Annotated in this window: 20 protein-coding genes; 13 read left to right on the top strand and 7 right to left on the bottom strand. The window is 42.9% G+C overall.

The window, feature by feature from the left end; genetic code table 11:
* Positions 1 to 4: 4 nt before the first annotated feature.
* The 3 genes from V7L12_RS26350 to V7L12_RS26340 form a co-directional block, all read right to left on the bottom strand.
* The gene (locus V7L12_RS26350) at positions 5 to 1,897 is read right to left on the bottom strand and encodes an N-acetylmuramoyl-L-alanine amidase (protein WP_335088864.1); all 1,893 of its coding nucleotides are present in this window, start codon (positions 1,895 to 1,897) and stop codon (positions 5 to 7) included.
* 617 nt (positions 1,898 to 2,514) lie between these two features.
* Positions 2,515 to 3,993, bottom strand: a complete 1,479-nt coding sequence (locus V7L12_RS26345) for a cation:proton antiporter (RefSeq protein ID WP_335088862.1) — start codon at positions 3,991 to 3,993, stop codon at positions 2,515 to 2,517.
* 118 nt (positions 3,994 to 4,111) lie between these two features.
* Positions 4,112 to 4,255: a hypothetical protein gene (locus tag V7L12_RS26340; RefSeq protein WP_335088860.1), complete on the bottom strand. Its 144-nt coding sequence runs from the start codon at positions 4,253 to 4,255 to the stop codon at positions 4,112 to 4,114.
* A 62-nt stretch (positions 4,256 to 4,317) separates the two neighbouring features.
* On the opposite strand from V7L12_RS26340, the gene V7L12_RS26335 reads away from it, so the two are divergent.
* Positions 4,318 to 5,061, top strand: coding sequence for an SIMPL domain-containing protein (locus tag V7L12_RS26335; RefSeq protein ID WP_334822427.1), 744 nt, complete (start codon positions 4,318 to 4,320; stop codon positions 5,059 to 5,061).
* Positions 5,062 to 5,177: 116 nt separating this feature from the next.
* Here V7L12_RS26335 and V7L12_RS26330 read toward each other — a convergent pair whose 3' ends face one another.
* Positions 5,178 to 5,540, bottom strand: a complete 363-nt coding sequence (locus V7L12_RS26330; RefSeq protein ID WP_322682945.1) for a single-stranded DNA-binding protein — start codon at positions 5,538 to 5,540, stop codon at positions 5,178 to 5,180.
* Positions 5,541 to 5,913: 373 nt separating this feature from the next.
* On the opposite strand from V7L12_RS26330, the gene V7L12_RS26325 reads away from it, so the two are divergent.
* The 4 genes from V7L12_RS26325 to ribD all read left to right on the top strand — a co-directional run bounded on the left by V7L12_RS26325 (position 5,914) and on the right by ribD (position 10,044).
* Positions 5,914 to 6,921 carry a rod shape-determining protein gene (locus tag V7L12_RS26325; protein ID WP_194040314.1) on the top strand — a complete coding sequence of 336 codons (1,008 nt, stop codon included), beginning with the start codon at positions 5,914 to 5,916 and terminating at the stop codon, positions 6,919 to 6,921.
* Between the two features lie 111 nt (positions 6,922 to 7,032).
* Positions 7,033 to 7,827, top strand: a complete 795-nt coding sequence (gene mreC / locus V7L12_RS26320; protein ID WP_334822363.1) for a rod shape-determining protein MreC — start codon at positions 7,033 to 7,035, stop codon at positions 7,825 to 7,827.
* 25 nt (positions 7,828 to 7,852) lie between these two features.
* The gene (gene mreD / locus V7L12_RS26315; RefSeq protein ID WP_335088858.1) at positions 7,853 to 8,470 is read left to right on the top strand and encodes a rod shape-determining protein MreD; all 618 of its coding nucleotides are present in this window, start codon (positions 7,853 to 7,855) and stop codon (positions 8,468 to 8,470) included.
* 356 nt (positions 8,471 to 8,826) lie between these two features.
* Entirely contained in the window at positions 8,827 to 10,044 is a 1,218-nt protein-coding gene (gene ribD, locus V7L12_RS26310; protein WP_335088856.1) for a bifunctional diaminohydroxyphosphoribosylaminopyrimidine deaminase/5-amino-6-(5-phosphoribosylamino)uracil reductase RibD, read from the top strand.
* A 60-nt stretch (positions 10,045 to 10,104) separates the two neighbouring features.
* Here ribD and V7L12_RS26305 read toward each other — a convergent pair whose 3' ends face one another.
* Both V7L12_RS26305 and V7L12_RS26300 read right to left on the bottom strand, forming a co-directional pair.
* Complete coding sequence (locus V7L12_RS26305) at positions 10,105 to 10,323, bottom strand: hypothetical protein (RefSeq protein WP_292702546.1); 219 nt, start codon at positions 10,321 to 10,323, stop codon at positions 10,105 to 10,107.
* Positions 10,324 to 10,710: 387 nt separating this feature from the next.
* Positions 10,711 to 12,525: a protein kinase domain-containing protein gene (locus V7L12_RS26300; protein WP_335088854.1), complete on the bottom strand. Its 1,815-nt coding sequence runs from the start codon at positions 12,523 to 12,525 to the stop codon at positions 10,711 to 10,713.
* A 500-nt stretch (positions 12,526 to 13,025) separates the two neighbouring features.
* On the opposite strand from V7L12_RS26300, the gene V7L12_RS26295 reads away from it, so the two are divergent.
* Positions 13,026 to 13,268: a hypothetical protein gene (locus tag V7L12_RS26295; RefSeq protein WP_335088852.1), complete on the top strand. Its 243-nt coding sequence runs from the start codon at positions 13,026 to 13,028 to the stop codon at positions 13,266 to 13,268.
* Here V7L12_RS26295 and V7L12_RS26290 read toward each other — a convergent pair.
* Positions 13,265 to 14,314, bottom strand: coding sequence for a hypothetical protein (locus V7L12_RS26290; protein ID WP_335088850.1), 1,050 nt, complete (start codon positions 14,312 to 14,314; stop codon positions 13,265 to 13,267). The two genes, V7L12_RS26295 and V7L12_RS26290, sit on opposite strands and share 4 nt — an antisense overlap.
* 478 nt (positions 14,315 to 14,792) lie before the next feature.
* Between V7L12_RS26290 and V7L12_RS26285 the strand changes: the two genes are divergently transcribed.
* From V7L12_RS26285 to V7L12_RS26255, 7 genes are all read left to right on the top strand, one after another.
* A complete protein-coding gene (locus V7L12_RS26285) occupies positions 14,793 to 16,721 on the top strand; it encodes an alpha-amylase family glycosyl hydrolase (protein ID WP_335088848.1) in 1,929 nt (642 codons plus the stop codon).
* Positions 16,722 to 17,084: 363 nt separating this feature from the next.
* Positions 17,085 to 17,810, top strand: coding sequence for a hypothetical protein (locus V7L12_RS26280; RefSeq protein ID WP_335088846.1), 726 nt, complete (start codon positions 17,085 to 17,087; stop codon positions 17,808 to 17,810).
* A 248-nt stretch (positions 17,811 to 18,058) separates the two neighbouring features.
* Entirely contained in the window at positions 18,059 to 18,496 is a 438-nt protein-coding gene (locus tag V7L12_RS26275; protein ID WP_335088845.1) for a DUF29 domain-containing protein, read from the top strand.
* 281 nt (positions 18,497 to 18,777) lie between these two features.
* The gene (locus tag V7L12_RS26270; protein WP_335088843.1) at positions 18,778 to 20,352 is read left to right on the top strand and encodes a CPBP family intramembrane glutamic endopeptidase; all 1,575 of its coding nucleotides are present in this window, start codon (positions 18,778 to 18,780) and stop codon (positions 20,350 to 20,352) included.
* A 908-nt stretch (positions 20,353 to 21,260) separates the two neighbouring features.
* Positions 21,261 to 21,536, top strand: coding sequence for a TM2 domain-containing protein (locus tag V7L12_RS26265; protein WP_292857228.1), 276 nt, complete (start codon positions 21,261 to 21,263; stop codon positions 21,534 to 21,536).
* Positions 21,537 to 21,790: 254 nt separating this feature from the next.
* A complete protein-coding gene (locus tag V7L12_RS26260; RefSeq protein ID WP_335088840.1) occupies positions 21,791 to 21,982 on the top strand; it encodes a hypothetical protein in 192 nt (63 codons plus the stop codon).
* A gap of 346 nt (positions 21,983 to 22,328) precedes the next feature.
* Positions 22,329 to 24,824 carry a heavy metal translocating P-type ATPase gene (locus V7L12_RS26255; protein ID WP_335088838.1) on the top strand — a complete coding sequence of 832 codons (2,496 nt, stop codon included), beginning with the start codon at positions 22,329 to 22,331 and terminating at the stop codon, positions 24,822 to 24,824.
* Positions 24,825 to 25,109 lie beyond the last annotated feature (285 nt).

Here is a 25,109-nt window from a genome sequence, read left to right as displayed (position 1 = left end):
TTACTTATCTTCTCTTGAGATACTGAAGAACGCCACGAGCGATCGCTTCTGCCATTTGATTTTGGTAAGCTGAAGTTCTGAGCCTAGCCATATCCTGTCGACCAGTCATATAACCAGTTTCTACGAGAATGGAGGGCATAGAACTTTTTCTGAGAACATAAAATCTGGCTCGCCGCACTCCCCTGTCTTTGAGAGTACCAATACTTTGAAGAATGCTACTACGGACAATACGAGCTAGATTCAGTCCGCTGTCGTAATAATAGACTTCCAAGCCATTAACATCGGGACGACTCGCACCTGCTGAATTAGCGTGGATGCTCACAAATACATCAGCATTGGCTCGCTCTGCTAATTGCACGCGTCCCGGAAGGGTAACAAAATAGTCAGAATCCCGCGTCATAATTACTTGTACACCATTTCTCTGCAAAATCTCAGCAAGTCTCTTACCAATAGGCAAAATAACATCTTTTTCGCGCGCGCCTCCAATGCCAAGCGCTCCTGAGTCTTTACCACCATGTCCGGGGTCAATAATTACTACCACTCGCCCATTGGTAACTCGGCGCTGTGGTTGTGTTAGGGGTTGAGGATTTGGATTGTTTGGGTCTGGGAATGGCCCGCGGTTTGGCGGTGGTAGCCCAGGTAAAGCAAAGGGTGGCCTTCCGGGGAGGGTGACAACTCGCCGAGAACCTAGTATTGGTAGAGCCAAAAGCTGGTCGCCGATTTGCTGGGGTTGCCCAAGTTGCACTCCGCCTGCTGGTTGAATTAAAACAACCACTGTATTAGATGCTTGAGGTTGCAGACGTACCCGAAGAATTGGGCTATTGGGAGCAAAAGTAGGCCCTATAACTCTGGTAGCTAACTTGGCATTGGTAATTGTGACGCGGAAGATACCTGAGGATCTATCCCAGGTTCCCGTAGCAGATAAAGGTTGGTTGCCTCGAATTAGCAGTTGTTTGCCATTATCGGCAAGTTGCACAGACTCAATTGTTGCTGGCGAGTTATTGGTAGATGGTCTATTGGGAAAGGAAACGGCTTCTGACTGATTGTCCGAATTATTACTTCCAGGCAATCTGACAATCCGACTAGGTAGAACTATCAAACCACCATCGTTACTATTAGTTGCTCGCCAATCTGGGCTATTTTTATCTACCCGCAAAGTTAGGCGGACACCAGGAGGTTGGGTTTGCAATGAGGTGAATTCAACGCGGCTAATACCATGTTTGTTAACGGGTATATTCCTCTGCTGCGTCAGACGTGGTGATAAAGATGCACCAGAGATATCTACGAAGATGGTAGCGCGATCGCGGCTGCGAATTACCTGAATTGGAGGATTACCACCACTGGTACGAATGAACAACCCATCACCTGTTACCTGTAAGCTCTCAATTTGAGTTGCCCCTCGTGTAGTAGTGGCAACCCTTGAAATATTAGGTTGAGGTTCGGAATCTGGGGTAACAACAGTGTAAGCACTTCTGGGAGATGAGATAGGAGATGAGGCTACTCTATCGACTGCTGGCTTCGGTAATTGCACCGTCCAGCGATTGCCAGTTGTACCAACAAATTGCACTCGTTTGGGGTCTAAAGTGTAACCAGGAGTCAGTTCGACAACTATGCGTGTTGTATCTACATCAAACTGTCCAACACGGATTGAGCGAATTCCACCACCCACCTGTTGGGTTAACTGCGGACGACCAAATGTAGTTCCCGGCAAATCAATTACCAGCCGAGTTGGATTGAAAATTAATTGTGCTTGGGGTTGAACTGCTCCCACAGTATTAATTTCCAGCCTGTTTTGATTGGCATCAAAGCGCCAAGATTCAAGTCTCGCGGCCATTGCTGGCGACGATAGCATGAAGATAGTTCCAATAGTGCTGGGTAGTAACCAGTGTAATTTCACAGTCCTTTCTCCTAATTCACATTCATGGGAGCCGTCAATATCTCAACTCATTGGTAAATCATCACACCATCACCACCTCAACTTGACCTTTGAATCCCTTTTTTGATTTTTAAGCTGGAATTTAGACACACTTAAATCATTTATCAGGTTTCAAATTCAGTTTAAATCCCCATGCGAAACCTTCCACCTTTACAGGTAGAGAACTCTGACTCCCAATAAAGCTAGAAAACTGATAATTGATAGCTGTTTACTGATAAGTGTTTGTTCTTTGTTGCCATCGATGCACTGAGTAAATAATTCCCATTACTGTCAAACGATCTAGCAAGATTTATGGGTGTTACTCCCCAATTATCTGGAAATATTCAGATAAAGGCTCACAAGCCAAGGGAGACTAGAAATTAAGTAACATTCTGAATGCTGGTAGAAATTATAAACAAATGATTATTCTACAATCACACGAGACGGAGATTTGAGGATAGAAGTTTCCACTGCACAATTGGGAGCAGGGGAGCAGAGGAGCAGAGGAGAGAAAGAGCAATGTCCAATACTTCGACTTACCTCGGCTTCGCTCAGTACAAGTGCCCAATGCCCAATGCCCCATTCCCCATGCCCAATAATTAACGATCGCCAGAATCTGGAGTTACTCCCAAATTGCTGCTGTCATTTGATGCTGACACCCTCGATTGAGGTGGTTCAATTAGCAACGAAGTCCCAGAGGAACCGTCTAAAATTAGTTGCTCTGAGCTGCCGTCCACGGTTTTTGGATCTGGAAATACAAATCGTAATAAGGGAGGAGCTAAAAAGGTTGTCAAGATAACCATCATGATAATTGCTGCCCCTAATGGTTTGGAGAGAGCGCCACTGGCAGCGCCGACACCAGCAAACACTAACCCAACCTCGCCTCTAGGAATCATCCCCACACCGATCGCTAAACGGTTGATTCCCGGTTGACCAAACACGCTTAAGCCTGTGATTACTTTACCGAGAATGGCTACTGTAATCAGGAAAGTTGCCATAATTAGACCTTCACGATTGTCGGGAATTGCTGGGTTTAATACTCCTAAATCGGTTTTTGCCCCAACAGTCACAAAGAAAATTGGCACTAATATATCGGCAATGGGAAATACTTGCTTTTGCAGTTCTTTACGCTTATCTGTCTCTTCTAGGACTAAACCTGCTGCAAAAGCTCCCAGAATTGCTTCTAAGTGGATGACGGCAGCAAAGTATGCCATCGCAAAGGCGAAAATGAATGCTGGGATTACTAGTCCACCGCGTGTTTTGAGTTGATCAGCGATCGCTACAAAGGACTTATTAAAAACATTCCCTAGTAGGATTGCTCCCAAAATAAAACCAGTGGCGCTGATAATCAAATAAATGACTTTACTGACATCCACCACGCCGTCTTTAGCTAAACTGGCAACTACCGCTAAAACGATGATTCCCAGAACGTCATCAATTACCGCAGCACCCAAAATAATTTGCCCTTCTTTAGAATTGAGCCGCCCCAATTCTGACAGCACCTTGGAAGTCATGCCAATACTAGTAGCAGTCAAAGCCGCCCCTGCAAAAATTGCGGGTACAGCGCTAATACCAAACAAAGTCATCAGTCCCACAGTCCCAGCGGCAAAGGGTACTGCTACCCCAACTACTGCGACGACAGTGGCTTGGATACCAACTGCCATTAAATCTTTTAAATTCGACTCCAAGCCGATTTCAAACAGCAGAATAATCACACCCAATTCTGCCAAAACAGAAATGACCTCGGACTGGGCTGCAAACACCGCTGGAGCAGCTTCAGGCGTTAAACCAGCTGTGGTTTGAAGGAAGGACACAATCAAAGAATTAGAACTGTCTGTGCCGCCTTCTGGAAAGACTAAAAGATGGAAAACAGAGATGCCAACTACCACACCGCCAACGAGCTCGCCTAAGACAGGCGGCAAACCCACTTGGTTTGATAACTCTCCACCAACTTTGCTGGCGAGATAAATGACTACTAAGCTTAGTAGCACTGCTTCGACGACCATTGAACTGTCTGCGGCTTGTGTTGCGCCAGCCAGCAGAGGAAAAGAGAAGTTGATTGGTTCTAACAAATGCATTAGGTTCTCTGAAAATCCTTCTCTTTGATTCTGACGCGTTTCTGAAAAACATCCTATGAAGACATAATCCGAATTCAAAATGAATACAGTGTAAACGTTTCATTTACGCTGTGCAGTATTAGTGTATTTTTTTAGTTTCCAAAAATGTAACCATTTCAGCTTTTGACGATCGCAGTGTCAAAGTAAGAACATACAAATCGTATCTGGCGATCGCACTTGAGTTGTGAAAAACTTCTGGTGGCTGTTGAGTTTCAACGACCACCAGAAGATTGCTATATACGTTTATTCAAAACATCTGTGGATACTTTGAGGAGTGCAAATATTATGACTAGAGCCGCTTTACCCGGTTCTCAGTTTCCATCGGGAAACTTGTGGAAAATACTGCCTTTAGCAATGCTTTTATGTACAACTTTTGTACTACCTGCATTTGCACAAGAAAAAGATAAATTGTGGCGAACCCTTAGTGTCAGTGGTCGCGGAGTCGAAACAATTCCGACAACTCTGGCACAAGTCAGTTTAGGAGTGGAAATTCAGGGGAAAACAGCCCAAGAGGTACAACAAGAAGCCGCTCAGAGGTCATCAGCGGTGGTTGCGTTTCTCAAGAGCAAAAATGTTGAAAAATTACAAACCACTGGTATCCGGCTCAACCCAGTTTACAGCTATACCAATAATGTGCAGCGGATTACAGGCTATGCTGCCAATAACACTGTAAGTTTTAGAATTCCTGTTGAGCAAGCTGGGACATTATTGGATGATGCAGTCAAAGCCGGTGCGACACAAATTAACGGCATTAGTTTTGTTGCCAATGATCAAGCGATCGCAGCTGCTCAAAAACAAGCATTAAAAGAAGCTACTCAAGACGCACGGCAGCAAGCTGATGCCGTTTTCAGTGCTTTGGGTTTTAAATCCAAAGAAATAGTCAGCATTCAAGTTAATAATGCTAGTGCGCCTCCACCACCACCAATGTTTTTACGGGCTGAGGCTGCGAAATCAGCTGATGCTTCCACCCCTATTGTTGGTGGTGAACAAGAAGTAGAAGCATCGGTGACGTTGCAAATTAGTTATTAGTCATTTGTCATTAGTCCTCTCTTACAAAGTTCTGATCGCCGACTTTTGGCGCTCAGACTTTGCGCTTTGTCATTATGTAAAAACAAAGGACTAATTAATCAATGCCCAATGCTCAATTAAAAATGTTCTGAAGACATATCTCCTGTACCACCTTCTGCATCTCGCTTAGAGCCTAATAAATCCAGCTGATCTACTTGGATAACTGGGGATGATCGGTTTGCTCCTGTTTGGCGATCGCTCCATGTGTCAAACTTCAAAGAACCTTTGACAGCAATTTGCCTGCCTTTACGTACATAATTACCTGCCACCTCCGCCGTTTTTCCCCATAGTTCCAAATTAAACCAGTCGGTATGTTCACCTTCTTTTGTGCGACGATTAACAGCTAGTGTTAATTTACACTTCACACTACCAGACTCAAAATACTTAATCTCTGGGTCGCCGCCTACACGACCAATGAGGGTGACAACATTAATACTCATCGCGTTACCTTTCAGTACAAACGTACTTAGCAATTCTGACTTTCATCATAGCGAATTGTGAAAGACTTGAAAATAATGTGTTAAACAGTTAACAATATAATTGACTTGAAAATTTATACACTCTATTTGGAGTAAACACATAAAAGTATACGGATATACTAATCTAACCAGAGAATATCAAAAAGTACGGCGCTTGAGACATACTAAATATTTCTGGGAATCATATAAAAATATTGTCTAGTTTACTCAACTTAGGATACAAACATAATCGAATCAAGCACGATTAACTCTTACCGTTGTAGTCAAGAAGTATCGCACATAGGGGGCTTACAGACGCGTGGGTATTTTTAGGAACTTTCGCACTTCATGGGATATGGGTATCGACCTCGGTACTGCAAACACCCTGGTTTATGTATCTGGTAAAGGTATTGTGCTACAAGAACCTTCTGTAGTTGCTATCGATGTCAACGAAAAGGTTGCACTAGCAGTAGGAGAAGAAGCTAAAAAAATGCTCGGTCGCACACCGGGAAATGTGATTGCTCTGCGTCCTTTGCGGGATGGTGTAATCGCTGACTTTGATATAGCCGAGCTGATGCTGAAAAGCTTTATTCAGCGTGTAAATGAAGGTAAATCTTTGATTTTACCCCGGATTGTCATTGGTATTCCCAGTGGCGTCACAGGAGTAGAAAGGCGAGCGGTGATGGATGCAGCTCACCAAGCAGGAGCAAGAAAAGTTTATTTAATCGATGAACCTGTAGCTGCGGCCATTGGTGCAGGACTACCTGTTGCCGAAGCAACTGGCAACATGATCATCGATATTGGTGGTGGGACAACAGAAGTTGCAGTGCTGAGTCTTCAAGGTACGGTAATCAGCGAATCAGTACGCATTGCTGGAGATGAACTGACTGATGCGATCGTTCAGTATATTAAGAAAGTTCATAATTTAGTCATTGGTGAACGTACTGCCGAGGAAATCAAGATTCGGCTTGGTTCTGCCTATCCGACAAATGATGACAATGACGCCATGATGGAAGTCCGAGGCTTACATCTGCTTTCTGGTCTACCGCGAACTGTAACAATCAAAGCCCCAGAAATCCGTGAAAGTATGTTGGAACCGCTATCAGTAATTATAGAAGCTGTGAAGCGGACACTAGAACGTACACCGCCAGAACTGGCAGCAGACATTATTGACAGAGGTATTATGTTAGCTGGTGGCGGTGCTTTGCTTAAAGGCATAGATACCCTCATTAGCCATGAAACAGGGATTATTACCCATATTGCTGCCGATCCTTTGAGTTGTGTTGTGCTGGGAACAGGTCGTGTGTTAGAAAACTTTAAACAGTTGGAACGAGTTGTTACCGAAAGCTCTCGCAATATGTAGCAAAAAAATATCAGAATTGAGTTCTATTTGAGTTCTATTTGAGTTCTATTTGGGTTCTATATAAATAGAATCCAAGTAGAACTTAATTTATATAAGTATATACGGGTATATATGGTGACAATACGGCGTTGGTGGGATCATAAAGGGTTGCAAATTGGGTTGTTAGCTTTAGTACTTGGTAGTGCTTGGATATTGCGACAGACTCAAGCTGAACTAGTGCTTGAGACATACCAGGCAATTACCCGTCCATTAGAGATGTTGCAGTCAGGGCCAACTCCAGAAGAACGTCTTAGAGATGCCCGGATAATGGAATTGCAAACCCGTATAGTAGATTTGGAAAGTCAAAAGACGAAGTTACAAGATTTATTAGGCTATGTGGAAAAAGAGCCGCTGGCATCACGCCCAATTCCAGCACGGGTAGTAGGACGTAGTGCTGACCAGTGGTGGCAACAAGTTATGCTGAATCGCGGTGCGAGTGCAGGGATTCAGGAAGGCTTCATAGTTAAAGCAGAAGGCGGATTGGTGGGTTTGGTGGAGAGTGTAACTCCTAATACTAGCCGCGTGTTGTTAATCAGTGACCTCAAAAGTCAAGTGGGTGTATCGATTAGCCGCACAGCAGCTAAAGGCGTTTTGCGAGGAGATTCTTCTGCTGAAGCTGTATTGGAGTTTTATGAAAAAGTTCCAAATGTTAAAGTAGGAGATTTAGTTTCCACATCTACTTATAGTCAGAAATTTCCCTCTGGTTTGGCAGTAGGACGAATTAAGTCGCTGGATTTAAAGAAACTCCCAGCATCAGTGGCAAAAATTGAGCTTTTTCCGCCAATCCGCTCTCTCGATTGGGTAGCTGTTTATCCCAAGCCAGAAAACCAAGAGTCGGCAAATCAAGTACCGCAAAAGTCTAAGTAAATTCTTTGAAAAAATCCATAGAAAAATGAAGATTCCTGCATTTGGTGGTAGCAGGCAGAAAAAGCCAAAATCGTCAGAGCGAAAATCGAAATTCCGAATCCAGCCGCTTGCTCGTTGGCATCCCGGTATACGTCAGTTGTTGGGTTGGATAGTGACGGCTAGTTCTGTACTGTTATGTTTACTATTATTACCAACCCGATTCCCAGGTATGGAATTGTTGGGAATTGGCCCTAACTGGCTATTAATTTGGGTGGTAGCTTGGAGTGTGAAGCGCACGGTGTTTGCCGGAGCATTGGCAGGTATAGTTTTGGGGCTACTTCAAGATTCAATGACATCACCTAATCCGACTCATGCCATCAGTTTAGGTATAGTGGGGGCTTTAACTGGTCTGCTCCAGAAACAGCGTTTTATCGAAGAAGATTTTATTTCGATTGCTGTAATTGTCTTTGTTTTGGCAGTTTTGGCAGAAACTATCTTTGGGTTGCAATTAACTTTGCTCGGCAATGAGCGCAAGGTGACAGATATTTGGACATATTACCAGCGCGTCGCTCTTGCCTCTGCCATTCTGAGTAGTCTGTGGGCACCTGTGGTCTATTATCCGTTGAATCTTTGGTGGCAACGGATGAAATTGTTGGAGCAATAGTAAAGGGAGTTAGAGACGCGATTAATCGCGTCTGTACAAGAGTTAGGAGTAAAGATGCGATTAATCGCGTCTGTACAAGAGTTAGGAGTTAGGAAGGGGATAGGTTACAGGTGACAGTCAAGAAAATTATCTTCTGTACCCTGTAACCTAAATCTTTATGGAATTTGGGCAACCTCTGGCAATATGGATTCAAGCTACAGTGAAACTGTAAGTGTGAATATTACAGACTCATGTAAATTGAGACAGCCAATAATAGCGCCTAGATATTACTGTTTAATTATCAGAAGCAAAGCGCGATTCTCTTGTGGAGAGGCTGCGCGATTGCGTGCAGAATATTTACAGTATTGCCTAAAATTATGGATAATTCCCCAGTGGTCGCTCAAGCAGATGCATCCTTACCAAATTACACTCAGGAAAATACACCAATAGTGGAGTCAGCAGCTGGCTCGAATTCACCACCAAAAGAAAAGGTAGGAAGTGACTTTGACTCTCGCATGATGCTGCGGTGTTTGGAACTGGCTCGCCGCGCTTTAGGGCGGACTTCGCCAAATCCGCTCGTGGGAGCGGTAATTGTCAAGGATGGCGAGATTGTCGGCGAAGGATTTCATCCTCGTGCAGGTGAGCCTCATGCAGAAGTGTTTGCCTTAAAAGCAGCAGGCGATTGCTCTCGTGGTGCAACAATCTATGTCAGCCTCGAACCTTGCAATCACTACGGACGTACTCCCCCTTGTTCGGAAGGATTGATCGAAGCAGGGGTGGCAAAAGTAGTAGTGGGTATGGTTGACCCCAATCCACTGGTAGCTGGAGGTGGCATTGCCCGTTTACGAGCGGCGGGGATTGAAGTGTTGGTAGGAGTAGAAGAGGACGCTTGCCGTCAGCTAAATGAAGCTTTTGTGCATCGCATTCTCTATAAGCGACCTTTGGGAATTTTAAAATATGCTATGACTTTAGATGGCAAAATTGCTACTACCTCTGGTCATAGCGCTTGGGTGACAAGTCAAGAAGCCCGCAGTGAAGTACATCTAGTGCGGGCGGCTTCTGATGCCATAATTGTCGGCGGTAATACAGTCCGACAAGATAATCCTTACTTAACCAGCCATCAGGTGGGGGCACATAATCCTCTGCGGGTGGTGATGAGTCGCCATCTCAACTTACCGGCAAGTGCCCATCTGTGGCAAACTGCGGATGCTCCAACTTTGGTGTTGACACAGAAGGGTGCTAACCCCGATTTTCAAGAACTGTTGCTCAAACAGGGTGTGGAGGTGGTGGAATTAGCATCACTTACACCGGATAAGGCAATGGCGTACTTATATGAGCGAGGTTTTTGTAGCGTGCTGTGGGAGTGTGGTGGTACTTTAGCTGCTAGTGCGATCGCTCAAGGAGCAGTGCAAAAAGTTTTGGCATTTATTGCCCCGAAAATCATTGGTGGTAGTATTGCTCCCACACCAGTGGGCGATTTAGGTTTTACTACCATGACTGAGGCGTTGTCTTTAGAACGTGTTCGTTGGCGTGTAGTAGGCTCTGACTGCTTAGTGGAAGGTTATTTTTCCTCAAAAGCTAATAGTCAACAGTAATAACACTTGACGATCAATCTATTTATCTTGATTTTGCGTTGGCGTAGCCCGCCGTAGGCATCATGAACACTGGCGTTCATGGGCAAGATCGCGTATAAGGGCTAGCCGGGATTGAATGTAGTGGCATAGAAAGTCAGTTTCGTTAGAATCTAACAACACTTGCGTTTCGGTTTGTTTTACTAACCACTGCACCAAGCTAGCATCATCCAGTTGTAAGAGGAGCTTGGCTTGCGCGGTTTCAACCACTGACCAAAGCTGACGCATGATTGTAGGAGTCATCAGACCTCGATTGAATAATGAGCTATTAGCTGTCTTTAGATTACATAATTCCGATCGCAATTTACGACATGAATGTAGAAGCTGAGACAAGTATTATTAAAAACTTAATAATGGTATTTATAACTTTATGAAGATTAAGAATTTGAAACTCAGTTTGAAAATGCCTATGGAGAATTAGGCATGGGAAAGACAGGTTTTTATGGGTTGAGTTGTAAAATCTAAAAAACAAATACACTAATTCTAAAAATTGGGTTTTTGTATTTGGGAAGACTGAAATGATCTTGATTGTAGCCAAATAAAGTCAGTTTTTTAATCACTATGTTGAATACTGAGTCTGTCTTGTAGGATACAAAAGTTTAACTTTTGAGAATGGTGTTTACCAAAAAGTTAACACTGTTTGGCTGTAGATGGATTCACAAAATTATGTAAATCTGCATCCCAAATGCTGATGTAAATCAAATCACATTCTTGGCGGATAATCTGACCCTTGACTGAGCCATTTCTAAAACTAAAATTATCAGATTGGCGCTGTTGTACCTGTTTAAGTCCCTGCTTAATTTCTTCAGTGGCTTGCCCTGCTAACATTCCATTCAAGGTAGTCTCCATTACCTGTGGGTCTACCGATTGGGCAAAAGATACCTCAGTTTGACGTAGCGTTTTAGAATTACGATCAAATAAGTAGCCAAGCTCAATTTTGTTTGGCACTAGTTTGTAAACGACAGCACGAGTCTTGCCCCATGCGCCTCTTAAATCTTGATTTGGTTTGCCGAGGGTAGCTTCTACGATGTTTCTTGTTGTACCTGTAGGGAATGCGGGAACGCTTTGTCTGCTGGCAGTGGCAGCTAATTTACTGCGCGGCTTGTTTTGTGGTGTGGAACGCGCTTCTGGTGTGGGAACTGCACTTGCTTGATTTTCTGGTTCTGGCTGTGGCGTGGATGTTACTACGAGTGCTGGAGTCTCTGAAGTTATAGGCTCTTTTTCTGGCTGTGGTATGGGTACAACTGGGGAATTAGAGCTTGGTCGCTGTCGTGGTGATGAGCTAGAGATAACTGGAACTGGAGAAGTTTGGGAGGAAACGGACGGTTCGGTAGATGCAGAAGTCGGAAAAGATTCTGGCGATGGCGTGGGACTTGTGCCAATGGTTGTTTCTGGTTGTTGCTGACGAATGATGCTAGGAATTGCTACTGCACCAATCAAGCCGCCTATCAGCAAACTGCCAACAATTACAGCAGATTTTTGCCAGTTTCCAGGAGTGGAAGACCCTGGAATCGCAGAATTGTTTTGCAAAGAATATAATGGCTGAGTTTGTCGAGTCGATGCAGTGGGAGAAAAACTAACTGTGGAAGTATTTGCAGCTAACTCAGGAGGTATATTACTAACAGATTGCAGGGCATATAGCATTTTACTGGCAGTGCTGTAGCGATCGCCAGCATGAGGCTTAATTGCCTGATTAAGTACTGCCGCAAATTGGGAAGAGACATGAGGGGCGTGCTGCTGCCAAAGTATTTCCCCAGTTTTTAGATCGGTTAGCAATTCTTGCGGGTGTTTGCCAGTCAGCAGATAAAGTGCTGTTAAACCCAAGCTGTAGATATCAGTGGCGTAAACTGGGCGGCCAACGGCTTGTTCGCTGGGCATATATCCAGGCGTACCAATGACGAGCGATCGCGTGGGGTATCCTGGAGTATTCACCACTGAACGGATTGTTTCTTTGACTGCACCAAAATCAATCAAAACTGGATTGCCATCAACAGAACGCAGAATAATGTTATCTGGCTTGATATCCCGGTGAATAATGCCTTTACTGTGAACATAATCTAAGACTGAAAGCAGACTCAAGAGAATTTGCCGAACAGCAGTTTCACTCTCAAATCCTTTGGCTTCGACAATTTTCGTCAGCGTTTGACCGTGAATCCATTCTTGGACGAGGTAAAATTGTCCATTTTCAGAAAAGTAGGCGTAGAGTTTGGGAATTTGGTGACTACTTTCACCCAAATACTCCAAGGTTGCTGCTTCCCGTTCAAACCGTTGTTGGATAAGTTGGTAGGTTTGCGGGTCATTATTGGTTATCGGTTTTAGTTGCTTGATTACACAGCGACGGCGAGAAGGCATGTGGACATCTTCTGCTAGAAAGGTTTCACCAAACCCACCAGCGCCGATTACCTGGATAATTTGATAGCGATTGTTCAGCAGGGTTATTGTCATGAAAAACTATAAGCGTAGACACCCAGTGCGGAGCCGGAGACTTCCTCTCTTCTTTGGGCTTGTCGTCAGACATCGCCCTTTCCAAATGTACATCACATAAGCAAAGCCAGGGCAAATGGAATTTGCATCTACATAGGGAAAGTCTGCCTTAAGAAAAAATTGAGGGTTTAAAACCCAAGGAAGTAGGTAAAGCTTAGTAAAGACGAGGTTTCTGACCGCCAATTTAACTTTTAGCAAGTATATTTCTCTGTTTTGCTTACCAAGAGGAGGGAAAACAAAACGTAGCTTTGGCTATTTGGAGTTTTTATTTGTTAGGACTTACGCAAGAGTTATGGAATAACGAACCACAGAGGCACAGAGGACACGGAGAAATCAGAGTTTGAGAGATATTTTGCGTAAGTCCTGCCCTTATCCAGAACCCCTGTAGAGACATAGCATTGCTAAGTCTCTACATTCCTTCTTTTTCATTTTTATGTCTAATGCAAGCCGTCGCATTAACAATGCAAGCCATCGCATTAACAATGCAAGCCATCACATTAACAATGCAAGCCATCACATTAACAATGCAAGCCATCGCATTAATAATGCAAGCCATCACATTAACAATGCAAGCCATCGCATTAACAATGCAAGCCATCGCATTAACAATGCAAGCCATCGCATTAACAATGCAAGCCAACGCATTAACAATGCAGAGCTTTGCCAAATTTAATTCGCTACGAATGAATGAAATACTGTACTAAGTGAACTCTATAGTCTCAACAAACTCTAAAATACTTTCTTTGATGTCTTCAGCCTCTTCCTCAACAGAATCGGGAGTTTCACCGTTAATAAAGCTGTGCTGACTACTAACTATATACAAAAATTCCCCACTGATAAAGCTGAGCAAGCCTCGGTACGCATCTAATCTGATCGCAGTTCCATTATTTTCTTGCTTAGAAATTGTGGAACCTTTGGGCATATCAATTAACACGTAATAAGCGCCTCGCAAAGTATTTTCCAGATATTCGGTATACTCCACAGAAGCATCTGGTACATTGGCAAAAATCGCTTGGGGTACATACTTGTCTACTAAAATTGTTTGTAAATATTCTTCTTGTCCCACAGACTCCAATTCCTCTAACTGTTCTAAGGGGAAAGGATAATAATCGATTCTCAGTAAAGTACCGATGTCATCAGAAAAGCCAACTACTCCTTCCTGGCTTTGAATTCTACCGCCTTGCTGCGGATCAACCGGAATCGGTACGGTAAAATTATTTAAAGGAGATTGATATGTCTGTTCGCTAAAATCTTCGATGACTACTGTTTCATCTTCATCGTCTGCATATTCTTCATCTTCTGCTTCTTTAAAGGCTGCAATTACCTCCTTGATGATTTCCTCTGCTTCTTCATCCTCAAGTTCTAAAGCTGCTTGTAGCTTTTTCAGGTAGACTTGTTTCGGTTTAGGAATGGCGAGTTCATCGTCTAAAAGCACTATTACCCCAGCAGCAAAACCATCTAGCACTAATTCATCTGAGAGAGATACTTTGGCGGCATTAAACAGGGGCCCAATTCCTTCTTCTTCTGCAATGGAGATTAGTCTATCAACTATTTCTGCAATTTCATCTTCTGAGTATTCCTCAAAAACCTCGAATTCCCAGAGGATACCCGCTAAACTTTCTGCATCTACCTCTTCAATAAATGAATCAGCGATCGCAGTCACAGTTGCGATCGCCGCCACCGCTTCCTCTGGACTTAGTGATTCCTGTGATGTCTTTGGTGAGTTAAAAACCTTGTCATATTTGGTCATAATTGCTACCTAAATTAATTCCTTGATAGTAATAACAGATTGAAAGTGACAATGGTCAGTTTACCAATGGAGCGAATCTTCTAGAGAAAAAGTTGGCTTATACATGGTTGACTCAGTATTGCTCAGGTGTAACAAAACCTTATTGACAACTCATTTTCCCGCAGTTGAGGTGTTCTAAAATTTGTTGTGGAATATACACTTAAACACGAGCTAGGCTCAATATTTACCGCAAGTCAACTTAATTAAATATTGTAAATTTTTGTGAGCGAGCAATTATCGTTAATAGCTCCTATGTTCCTTTATTTTTATCCTCTAGCAAATGAATTATATCTATCGATAGAATTATAAACTAGCTAGCGATAGATACCTACACCGTGGGCAGGATGTCACAATACCAAAGTTTGTAGTAGCACACAATACTCGAAACGTTGTAGTGTTGGTTCTACAAGTCTGAATTACAGGAAATTTTGAGTTTTTTATGGTACAGACCCCACCATCCCAGTTTTCACCAGATCAATATAAAGTAGATCCTGCAAAGGAAAACATAGAAGCTCTTATACAAGAACCGCAGTTAGATATTGAGATTGCTCTAGAGTTTCTTTACACCAGAGATATTGAGTTTCGTCAGGAAACAATTTATTTTCTCGTAGTCGATCGCTTTTATGATGGCGATCCAGATAACAGCGAAGGTGAAAACTCAGAACTGTACGATCCGAATAGACAAGATTGGGGTAAGTATTGGGGTGGCGACTTGCAAGGTGTCATCGATAAATTAGATTATCTGAAAAACATGGGAGTTACTGCCCTTTGGCTAACTCCACTGTTCGAGCAGGTTGAAGAGTTATTTGTTGGCAATGCAGCAATACATGGCTATTGGACAAAAGACTTTAAACGGCTTAATCCTCGATACATTGCTGACGGAGATAGCCCTTCTTTAAACGCTACTCAAGAAGAAAAAAATACAACTTTTGATCGGTTAATTACAGAACTGCACAAGCGCAATATGAAGCTAGTGCTAGATATTGTTTGCAACCATAGTACACCTGATACCAGCGGTAGTAAAGGTGAATTGTATGATGATGGCGTCAAAATTGCTGACTTCAATGATGATGCTAATAATTGGTATCACCACTATGGTGAAGTGCAAAACTGGGAAGACGATTGGCAAGTACAGAACTGTGAACTATCTGGTCTAGCAACCTTCAATGAAAATAATACTGAATATCGGGAGTATATTAAGTCAGCAATTAAACAATGGCTAGACCGGGGTGTAGATGCACTGCGGGTGGATACTGTCAAGCACATGCCGATTTGGTTTTGGCAAGAATTCACTGGCGATATGAGCAATCACAAACCAGATGTATTTATTTTTGGTGAGTGGATTTACAGTAATCCTAGTGACGATCTCTCGGTGGAATTTGTTAACCACTCAGGCATGACACTTCTAGACTTTGGGTTGTGCGTGGCAATTCGAGCTGCACTGGGACAAGGTTCAGAAATGGGATTCCAAACAATTCAATATATTTTTGATCAGGATTATCGCTACAACGGGGCAACAGAGCTAGTTACCTTCATCGATAACCATGATATGTGCCGTTTCCAATCGCTGAACTCCGATCCAGCGATGCTGAAGGTTGCGATCGCCTTAATTATGACTTGTCGCGGTATTCCCTGCATCTATTACGGCACAGAACAGTATCTGCATAACGACACTGATGGCGGTAACGACCCGTATAACCGCCCAATGATGGAAAGTTGGGATACAGAGAGTGAGATTTATCGTTGCATCAGGCTGCTGTCTGGCTTACGACGACTGAATCCAGCCGTATCAATGGGTAGTCACTGGCAAAAATACTTAACACCCGATGTTTACTGCTATGTACGCCGCTATCGCGACTCTGTGTGTTTTGTAGCTTTAAATCGGGGAGGAGAAGTTACTTTACCAGAAGTAGAAACAGAATTGCCCGATGGAGAACATACCTGCGTGGTGACTCGCAACAAGTATGAGGTGAAAGATGGCAATATTTATGACCTAGTACTAGAAGAAAGGGGAGTGATTGTTTTCAGCCACGTTAGCGAACGCATAAAAGCACAAACAATTGTCCGCGTCCAACTTAATGGCGTGGAGACCAAACCGGGTGAAATCGTTGTAGTGACAGGAGATTGCCCAGAGTTAGGTAACTGGGATATCAGCAAAGCCTATCCCCTAGAGTATATCAACACCAATACTTGGTTTGCTGAGATTCCCTTTGATGAAAGTACTGGTCAGTTGATTGCTTATAAATATGCCATGTGGCGGGAAGGGCGATCGCCTCTGCGCGAAAATCTCGTAAATCGCCGCTGGGTGATTGCGAAAGAAGGTACTGTCAAATGGCGTGATACTTGGGCATCGGGACGCGAGTCTTAGAGTTTATAATTTGATATGATACCTGGACATAAGGAAGAGAATCGTAGAAATTTCAGATAAAAAATGAAGTGCAAAGGAGTAAAATTTTCATCCTTTGCACTTCATTTTTTGTGAATTGATAGCGCTTCTCGTATCCTACGGTCAGCCGCTACACGTCTATGTCTGTAATACTCTGATTTCTAAATGCTTCTTCAATATATTTTAGTTTCCAGTGATCTGAATCACACCATTTTGTGAGTAAAAATAGATAATATCAAGCAGATAAATACCTAATAACCCTTAAAAAGAGGGGCAAAGTTTTTAATACTTACCAAGTCATCTAAAAAAACGAGAAAAAGGTAAATAGTAATGTTCGACCTCTTAGTGAAAAATCAATTAACTGTTCCAAAAAAAATAAAGTTTAAAAATGAAATTTTGGCACGAGTTCAAGGTCGAAAGCCAGAAGCTTTAAATGAGGAAATCTATTTTTATAAAACTGAATTACTTCCCTATTTTATAAAATTGAGCCAACAGAATCCTGTTTTCAGTGTTACAGAGCAACTACGGCTTTTAGTGGGTGTTTGGACACCAATTTGGTCTACTATATCCTTTCATGAAAGTTTACCGAAAAGAATACAAGAGCAGTCCTTCCAAATTTTTCAGCATGATAGTTACTGTGCCAGTGTAGCTCGCTATATAATGGGAAAAGAGCCGTCTTTATCCCACAATTTTCAATCAAGATTACCAGCTTATGATTTCATGGTAATCCAGAAATATGGAGTTCAAAATGGTAAATGGTATCTTCAAAACATTGATAGATTTCAGGCTTTTAAAAATAGAGAAGTTCCTCTAACTTTAGAATCAGTCTACAACTGGTTTACTAATTTACTTAACAATAAAGTAAAACTGAATGCCTCAAAATTAGTTTTACCTAAAGCTTTCAAACTAGAAAATTCAGAGATAAATGATGCTAATGACTTTGAAAAAATGTCTTTAGCAACTTCTCAAGTATTTGAGCATTTATATATAGATAATGACTGGCGACTTGTCAAAACTCAAACAGATGCCTCACATTTACCTAGTTACACAATTTTTGTGAGGAGGCAATAAGGATAATAATTTATCTAAATCTAAAGCTTTTTTTAGATGCCAAGTAGAATAATTAATCTAAAAATAAGCCAAATCAAAAATTCTATTCTTTGTTGAAAAAATACTTTATTGAAGCTGTAAAAGGTAAGCTTTTTGATTTAGGTGGTTAGGCTTTGTTTATTGCTATTTGCTAGAATGACACCCAGAGGTTTGATAGCAGGAAAACTGAGTCAGCCAAAATGTTGCTGAAAACAAAGGAGTAACTATTGATGAGTAAAGCAACACTCTACAATCAGGACTTTCTGGTGTGGACACAACAACAGGCTGAGTACCTGAAGACAGGACGCTGGGCTGAGTTAGACGTTGAACATTTGGTAGAGGAACTAGAGGCTTTGGGTCGAAGTGAACAAAAGGAACTTGGAAGTTATTTACAGGTGCTTTTAATGCACTTACTCAAATGCCAATATCAACCAGAGCGAAAAACCAAAAGTTGGGTTAACACAATCTCAAACTGCCGAAATCAAATTCAAGATTGCTTGGAAGATACTCCCAGTTTGCAGCGCCTTCTAGAAGACTGGGAGTGGACACAAAAATATTATCGCCGCGCTCGTCGAGATGCCGCAAATGAGACTCAAAAGCCAATAGAAACTTTTCCCCTTGAGTGTCCTTTTACTATGGAACAAGTTCTTAATCCTGAATTCCTGTAAGTTAGACTGCTGAAACTCAGTAAGTAGGCATAATTAAACATAAAAAAAAATCCTAGTTCGTAGTGAGTGATTCATCGCTCAAAACAAGGATTATCAGCTTCCGCAAGCTGGGGGGACACTAGTGTCATTTAACATGGTGGGTGCGTAGCTAGCAAAAACCGCAGGCATCGCACATTCATCGCAAACTTATAATATTAGATGATATCTATCCACCTCTGACTTTTTATTGCGATAATTCCCAAGGGGGACGCGCTCTCCACTGGTCAGTTAAAGGGGGATAGATGACACTTAAGCGGTTGGTTTTATTTTTTGTGATGACGCCGATAGCAGTTCTGTTGGCAGTTTCGGCTTTATTCGGTAGTTGGCAAGAACCTCAATTTCAAAGTCGCCTGGAACTATACCAAACAAATATTGCTTTACAAGCTCAAGCTTGGCAATCAGAAGATAGCAGTGATGACAAACTCCAGGCGATTCAGGAAGCAATACTTGGTGAGCAACCGCTAGAAAGCGCTACAAAGCAGTATCAGGAGGCGCGTCAATCAGTTCAAGCTAATTTAGACAAAGTTAACAACAAACTTGCACAATTACGCTCTCAAGCTGAAATAACTCCTACGCCTCCGAAACCTCTACCGGATGCTCCTCCCACTATTAAGACCTCTAAACAGGGAGAGCAACAGTTACAGCAGTCTTTTAAGCAATTACAAAAATTACTGGCTGAATTAGACCTGCGCTTGGGAATTTTACAAGCACAGCAAGGACAGACGGATACAGCCTTCAAGACTTGGAGCGAATTACAACAACGCTCAGATATTAATCCAGGGTTTGGGGAAACCGCCGCTGTATTGACTGGCCTGTGGAGCAATCCTTCCCGTATCCTCCAAAATGCTCAAGAACCAATTCAAAAAAATTTAGAAGGTTGGTTTCGCTCTACTGCTTTGGTTAAGTTATACCAACTCCAGCAACGACAAGACGCGTTATCAGCAGTAAAAGCGGCACAACAAGAATCTTCTGCTCAAGCAGTGTTGAAATTAGCGGTTATTGGCACTATTCCCACTTTGGCAGCTTTAATTGGTCTAATACTGCTGATTTTATTATTTGCTCAACGCTTGTTGAAAGGAAAAGCCTCGTTATTAGCTCAAAATGCTGATATACCTTGGTCAACGCCTTGGGGTGGTGAAACGGTTTTGCAGGTTTTTATCATCGGCTTTTTCTTCATGGGGCAAATTTTTGTGCCCTTGGTAATATCGCTGCTACCCATCCCGCGTCCCATTGTGGATGTGCGACTTCAGGCGTTTTCTGTGTTGGTTAGTTACTTCTTGGTAGCATTAGGTGCGCTGTTAGTGCTGTATTTCTCTCTCAAGCGCTTTTTTCCACTACCAGAATTCTGGTTTCGCTTCCGTTTTCAAGATAACTGGTTTTTGTGGGGACTGGGAGGCTATTGCACAGCTTTACCTGTAGTTGTGGTGGTATCTTTGATTAATCAACAGCTATGGCAAGGACAGGGTGGGAGTAATCCTCTGTTGCAACTAGCGCTGGAAAGCCAAGATGGTGTAGCACTTGGCATATTTTTCTCCACAGCGGCGATCGCCGCTCCATTTTTTGAAGAAATCCTATTTCGCGGTTTTTTGTTACCCTCTCTAACTCGTTACTTACCCGTGTGGGGAGCGATTCTGATCAGTAGTTTGTTGTTTGCGATCGCTCACCTCAGCTTATCGGAAATTCTTCCCCTGACCGCATTGGGCATTGTGTTGGGAGTAGTTTACACGCGATCGCGCAATCTCCTTGCTCCTATGCTCCTCCACAGCCTCTGGAATAGTGGTACACTATTAAGCTTGTTCATTTTAGGCAGCAATTAATACAATATGGTACAGTTGCCGAAAACGAAAATATCTGATTTTATCTCCATAAGTAGAGACAATTTACTAGTGATAATTGGTTACAAGCATAAATACTAGCTGAAAACCCAATTAAGATAATGGCAAAAGCAAATTAAAGAATGCTATTAACATAGACAACAAACTATCTAGTTAAGCATTTATTCTCATTCGGATAGATTTTAGCCATTTCGAGATGTTAATTGTCTTCTTGAACCATTTTTAGCTGTCATGAATTGGAATGCAATTCCGGTTTGCGCTCATGAAAGTGGGGATCGGTAACTAAAAAGCGGTTAGTAAAGATATGGAAGATGCCTTTTGTGCTTCTATATTCCCACTAGCCACGCAGTTGTCTTGCCATTGGTGCAATGGCGTTTCACATCTGCTGGAAGCGATGTCTAGGACGGTCACTGAGCTTGTCGTAGCACTTCCCTACGGGACGCTACGCGAACGTGGAAGCAAGCTACGCGCATCTGTCTGCGACACGCTGTTCGCGTTCGTAGAGAAGTGCTGGCTACGCATACGCAAAAGAATCCGGAAATAATACTGATGGACTTGTAGAAAGTGGTGTTATGTAGCAGCTTTTGCTGATTATTTAAGATTGATTCTGCTCAAGATAAACGCCTGAGCTAAAAATCCGCAAAACTGCTGCACCAGGGTTTGCGATCGTCAAATCCACCAAAATTCATCAAGGAGTGCCAGACCGGCTTATACTGCAAGACATCTTGGCGTCTCCTCTGGAATAGAAGCACGCTGATTTTAATTATTTATCTTGAGACTTACTCATACTGAAAAAATTAAAAATCTATTTATTAAGCAAGTAAATGTATTTGCTTCCATTACAATAAAGACTTTATTTTTATACTCACTTATCAAGGAGCAGCACTTATATGGCAAATCTCAACCCAAGTCACCCTACCAAACAACTTCTAGCTGGTTACTGTGGCATCATTCTGGGAGCATTTGGGGTTCATAAGTTTATTCTAGGATACGCTTCGGAAGGCTTTATCATGTTAGTGATTTCTGTAGTTGGGGGTTCTTTCACCTACGGCGTTGCTTTGTTAATTATGCAACTTGTAGGTCTAATTGAAGGCATGATCTACTTAAATAAATCCCCTGAAGGATTTGTAAATACCTATTTTGCGAATAAGCAGGGCTGGTTCTAATGCAAGAATAGCCTTCTTACTGGAAGCAGATGGTAACACACGCTTCCAAGCTTAGGATTGCAGCAAAAGCGCAGGGATAAAGGCAGCGACAAAAGAAACATCCTTTTTCCCTTCCGCTTCACCCATTACCTTTAGCAGAAGTTATACAGCACTTCTACCTCCGATTATTTATTTTTATTGATATGCTCATTTTCAAACCTAAACAGCTTAACTGGGCAATGTTCTTCTTGTTAGGCTTAGGATATTTTAGTGTTATGTCTCATTTAGAAATCAACTATTTCTTAAAAAACCTGATTGCGATCGCACCAATACAGGTGGTAGCTATTATTTATGTCACTTATCGACGCTGGATTTGTCAACCCCCTGTAGGGGAATTAAAAATTCCAAATTTAAAATTCAAAATTCAGAACCCTACAGAAGATAAATCTGGGAACTGGGAACGTTGAATTAAAGTGCAGCGATAGTCTTGATGCTCAACGAAGTACGATAAAAAGGAGTCAGAATTCAGAATTTTGAATACTTTACCCATGTTCTTGCAGCGTCCCATAGATAAGGAATAGAGTTTTAAGGCGATAATCTTTGAATTCGCTTTCGCCCACAAGGGGCAAGATTTAAACCAATATTCATTACCCAGTCGTACTGAATTCTGACTCCTGAGTTCTGAATTCTTCTGATAAATTAATAATTTTAATATGGTTGAGATTGAGTCATAGTTGCATATTTCGCCTACGCTCGAATTAGAGACGCTTTTAGTCAGGCGTTGAATTTTTGTAGCGAATCTAAACACAAGCCATGCAACTTGTCCCGAAAACTAAGCCAGTCCTAGAACTTGACCCAATCCTAGAGAAGATTATTCTAGATGTTGGAGGTATGAAGTGTGCTGGGTGTGTGAACGCAGTAGAGCGACAGCTGACCCAACATCCAGGAGTCAAGAGTGCCTGTGTGAACCTGGCCACAGAGGTAGCAGTTGTAGAGTCAGAAGTTGGTGCAATAGATGCAGATGCACTAGCACAGCGATTAACAGCCGTTGGATTCCCGACTCAACCCCGAAAAGCTAATGGCACAGTAGCAGGCGAAATATCGACCTTACCAGACCCAGCAGAACGACAACGCCGAGAAATGCGTTCTTCTCTATGGCAGTTGGCGATCGCTGCGGTGTTGCTGATATTGTCGGGAAGTGGACATTTTGGTAATCTTGGTAGCTCAGTGCTGCCGGTGCTAAATAACATCTGGTTTCACTGTGGACTGGCGACAATAGCGTTGTTAATTCCCGGTCGCCCGATTTTAGTAGATGGCTGGCTGGGCTGGCGACGAAATGCGCCTAACATGAATACCCTGGTGGGATTAGGAACGCTGACAGCCTACATTGCTAGTTTAGTAGCGTTGCTTTTTCCCCAATTGGGTTGGGAGTGCTTCTTTGACGAACCAGTAATGATGCTGGGCTTTATTCTCTTAGGAAGGACATTAGAGCAACAAGCTAGAGGTCGCGCTGCTGCTGCATTTAGGAAATTACTAGCACTCCAGCCACTCTTAGCACGATTGATTGCCAACCCAGAGAAAGGCGGAATGGGTTCTTCTAGTGTTGAGATTCCTGCTGAACAGGTGCGTGTCGGTGAATGCTTACAAGTGCTGCCAGGTGATAAAATCCCCGTTGATGGTGAAGTGGTGGTTGGTCAAACAACGGTTGATGAGTCAATGCTAACTGGGGAAGCAGTGCCAGTAATCAAGCAACCAGGAGATATGGTGACAGGAGGGACACTAAACCAGTCAGGAGCGATCGCTATTCAGGCAACCCGGACTGGAAGTGATACAACTCTAGCTCAAATTGTCGCCCTAGTAGAAGCCGCCCAAACTCGGAAAGCGCCAGTACAGAAATTAGCAGATACAGTAGCTGGTTACTTTACCTACGGGGTACTAACAGCATCTGTATTGACATTTGTCTTTTGGTACTTTTTTGGTACTCACATTTGGACTGATATTACCATGTCTGGTGGCATGGAAATGATGAACCACGCTACACATGAAGCCCCCCACTCAACACTCAGCACTCAGCACAGGCTAAACCCTAGCTATCCGCTAACAGCACTCCTAATCAGCTTAAAACTAGCGATCGCAGTTATGGTAGTCGCCTGTCCCTGTGCTTTGGGACTTGCCACACCAACAGCCATTCTTGTCGGAACTGCTATGGGCGCAGAACGAGGTTTGTTAATCAAAGGTGGCGACGTTTTAGAAAGAGTACACCAGTTAGACACCGTAGTATTTGATAAAACTGGCACTCTCACCACAGGTAATCCCATCGTCACAGATTGTCTGTTAATTGAGGAAATAGGGAATGGGAAGTGGGGAGTAGGGAGTAGTGAATCTCAGTCCCTAATCCAACTAGCAGCAGCCGTAGAAAGCGGTACTCACCATCCCCTAGCAAAAGCGATTCAGCAAGAAGCACAGCAGCAACAGTTATCTATTCCAGAGGCTGTAGACTTTCACACGGAACCAGGGCTAGGGGTATCTGCTGTGGTAGAGGGCACAGTTGTATTGTTGGGTAACTGGGAATGGTTGAGTTGGCACGGCATTGTCATTAACGAAACCGCACAACAGGTAGCACAGGATTTGGCAACAAATGGTAAAACAGTCGTTTGTGTAGCAATTGGAGGAGCTTTAGCCGGACTAATTGGTGTTTCTGATACCCTCAGATCGGATGCTCGCTCCACTATAGACAAGTTGCGTCAGATGGGCTTACGAGTAATGTTGCTCAGTGGCGATCGCAAAGAAGCAGCTAGCGCCATAGCCAAACAATTAGGATTAGATAGTGCTGATGTAATAGCAGGTGTTCCCCCAGCTAAAAAAGCAGCTGCAATCCAGTCTCTCCAGTTAGAAGGGACAAGGGGACAAGGAGACAAGGAGACAAAGAAAACTCAGCACTCAGTTGTGGCAATGGTAGGAGATGGAATCAACGATGCTCCAGCTTTATCCCAAGCAGATGTAGGAATTGCTTTACACTCCGGGACAGATGTGGCGATGGAAACTGCTGAAATTATCCTAATGCGCGATCGCCTAAACGATGTCGTCGAATCTATTCAGCTTAGTCGCGCTACCTTCAACAAAATCCGCCAAAATTTATTCTGGGCTTTTGCATATAATACACTTGGCATTCCTTTAGCAGCAGGTGTTTTATTCCCTAGTCTGGGTTTTGTGCTTAACCCATCTGGTGCTGCTGCATTAATGGCTTTTAGCTCTGTTAGCGTCGTTACCAACTCAATATTATTACGGCGATTCGCTCATCGTCTGTAGAATACTGCTTTACACATCCAATTTGCCACCACAAATCTTGGGTTATCAAAACAGAATTCAGGAGTCAGTCGTCAGAATACAACAAGGGTATTCTGACCGAAAAACCAGCAGAGGGATATAGCAGTTCCCGACCTGGTTAGGTCATTTTCAAAGCTACTAACCTTGGTAAACAAGATTTGGGTGTACCTCAGTTGCTTAGGAAACGCTATAACCGGCTTTAAGATCCCCACCAAATTTTTAATTTGGTGGTCAAGTTTCGTAGTGGCAAGTCTAAATCCTCTACCG

The organism is Nostoc sp., assembly GCF_036918245.1.
Lineage (GTDB): Bacteria > Cyanobacteriota > Cyanobacteriia > Cyanobacteriales > Nostocaceae > Nostoc.
This window is presented reverse-complemented; position numbering and strand designations above follow the sequence as displayed.

Excerpts from the sequence above, each read along its gene's own strand:
- V7L12_RS26285 (WP_335088848.1), top strand. The coding sequence starts at position 14,793 with ATGGTACAGACCCCACCATCCCAGTTTTCACCAGATCAATATAAAGTA.
- V7L12_RS26255 (WP_335088838.1), top strand. The coding sequence starts at position 22,329 with ATGCAACTTGTCCCGAAAACTAAGCCAGTCCTAGAACTTGACCCAATC.
- V7L12_RS26325 (WP_194040314.1), top strand. The coding sequence starts at position 5,914 with ATGGGTATCGACCTCGGTACTGCAAACACCCTGGTTTATGTATCTGGT.
- V7L12_RS26290 (WP_335088850.1), bottom strand. The coding sequence starts at position 14,314 with ATGACCAAATATGACAAGGTTTTTAACTCACCAAAGACATCACAGGAA.
- V7L12_RS26300 (WP_335088854.1), bottom strand. The coding sequence starts at position 12,525 with ATGACAATAACCCTGCTGAACAATCGCTATCAAATTATCCAGGTAATC.
- V7L12_RS26330 (WP_322682945.1), bottom strand. The coding sequence starts at position 5,540 with ATGAGTATTAATGTTGTCACCCTCATTGGTCGTGTAGGCGGCGACCCA.
- mreC (WP_334822363.1), top strand. The coding sequence starts at position 7,033 with ATGGTGACAATACGGCGTTGGTGGGATCATAAAGGGTTGCAAATTGGG.
- mreD (WP_335088858.1), top strand. The coding sequence starts at position 7,853 with ATGAAGATTCCTGCATTTGGTGGTAGCAGGCAGAAAAAGCCAAAATCG.
- V7L12_RS26335 (WP_334822427.1), top strand. The coding sequence starts at position 4,318 with ATGACTAGAGCCGCTTTACCCGGTTCTCAGTTTCCATCGGGAAACTTG.
- ribD (WP_335088856.1), top strand. The coding sequence starts at position 8,827 with ATGGATAATTCCCCAGTGGTCGCTCAAGCAGATGCATCCTTACCAAAT.
- V7L12_RS26295 (WP_335088852.1), top strand. The coding sequence starts at position 13,026 with ATGCAAGCCATCGCATTAACAATGCAAGCCATCACATTAACAATGCAA.
- V7L12_RS26305 (WP_292702546.1), bottom strand. The coding sequence starts at position 10,323 with ATGACTCCTACAATCATGCGTCAGCTTTGGTCAGTGGTTGAAACCGCG.
- V7L12_RS26345 (WP_335088862.1), bottom strand. The coding sequence starts at position 3,993 with ATGCATTTGTTAGAACCAATCAACTTCTCTTTTCCTCTGCTGGCTGGC.
- V7L12_RS26270 (WP_335088843.1), top strand. The coding sequence starts at position 18,778 with ATGACACTTAAGCGGTTGGTTTTATTTTTTGTGATGACGCCGATAGCA.
- V7L12_RS26265 (WP_292857228.1), top strand. The coding sequence starts at position 21,261 with ATGGCAAATCTCAACCCAAGTCACCCTACCAAACAACTTCTAGCTGGT.
- V7L12_RS26275 (WP_335088845.1), top strand. The coding sequence starts at position 18,059 with ATGAGTAAAGCAACACTCTACAATCAGGACTTTCTGGTGTGGACACAA.
- V7L12_RS26260 (WP_335088840.1), top strand. The coding sequence starts at position 21,791 with ATGTCTCATTTAGAAATCAACTATTTCTTAAAAAACCTGATTGCGATC.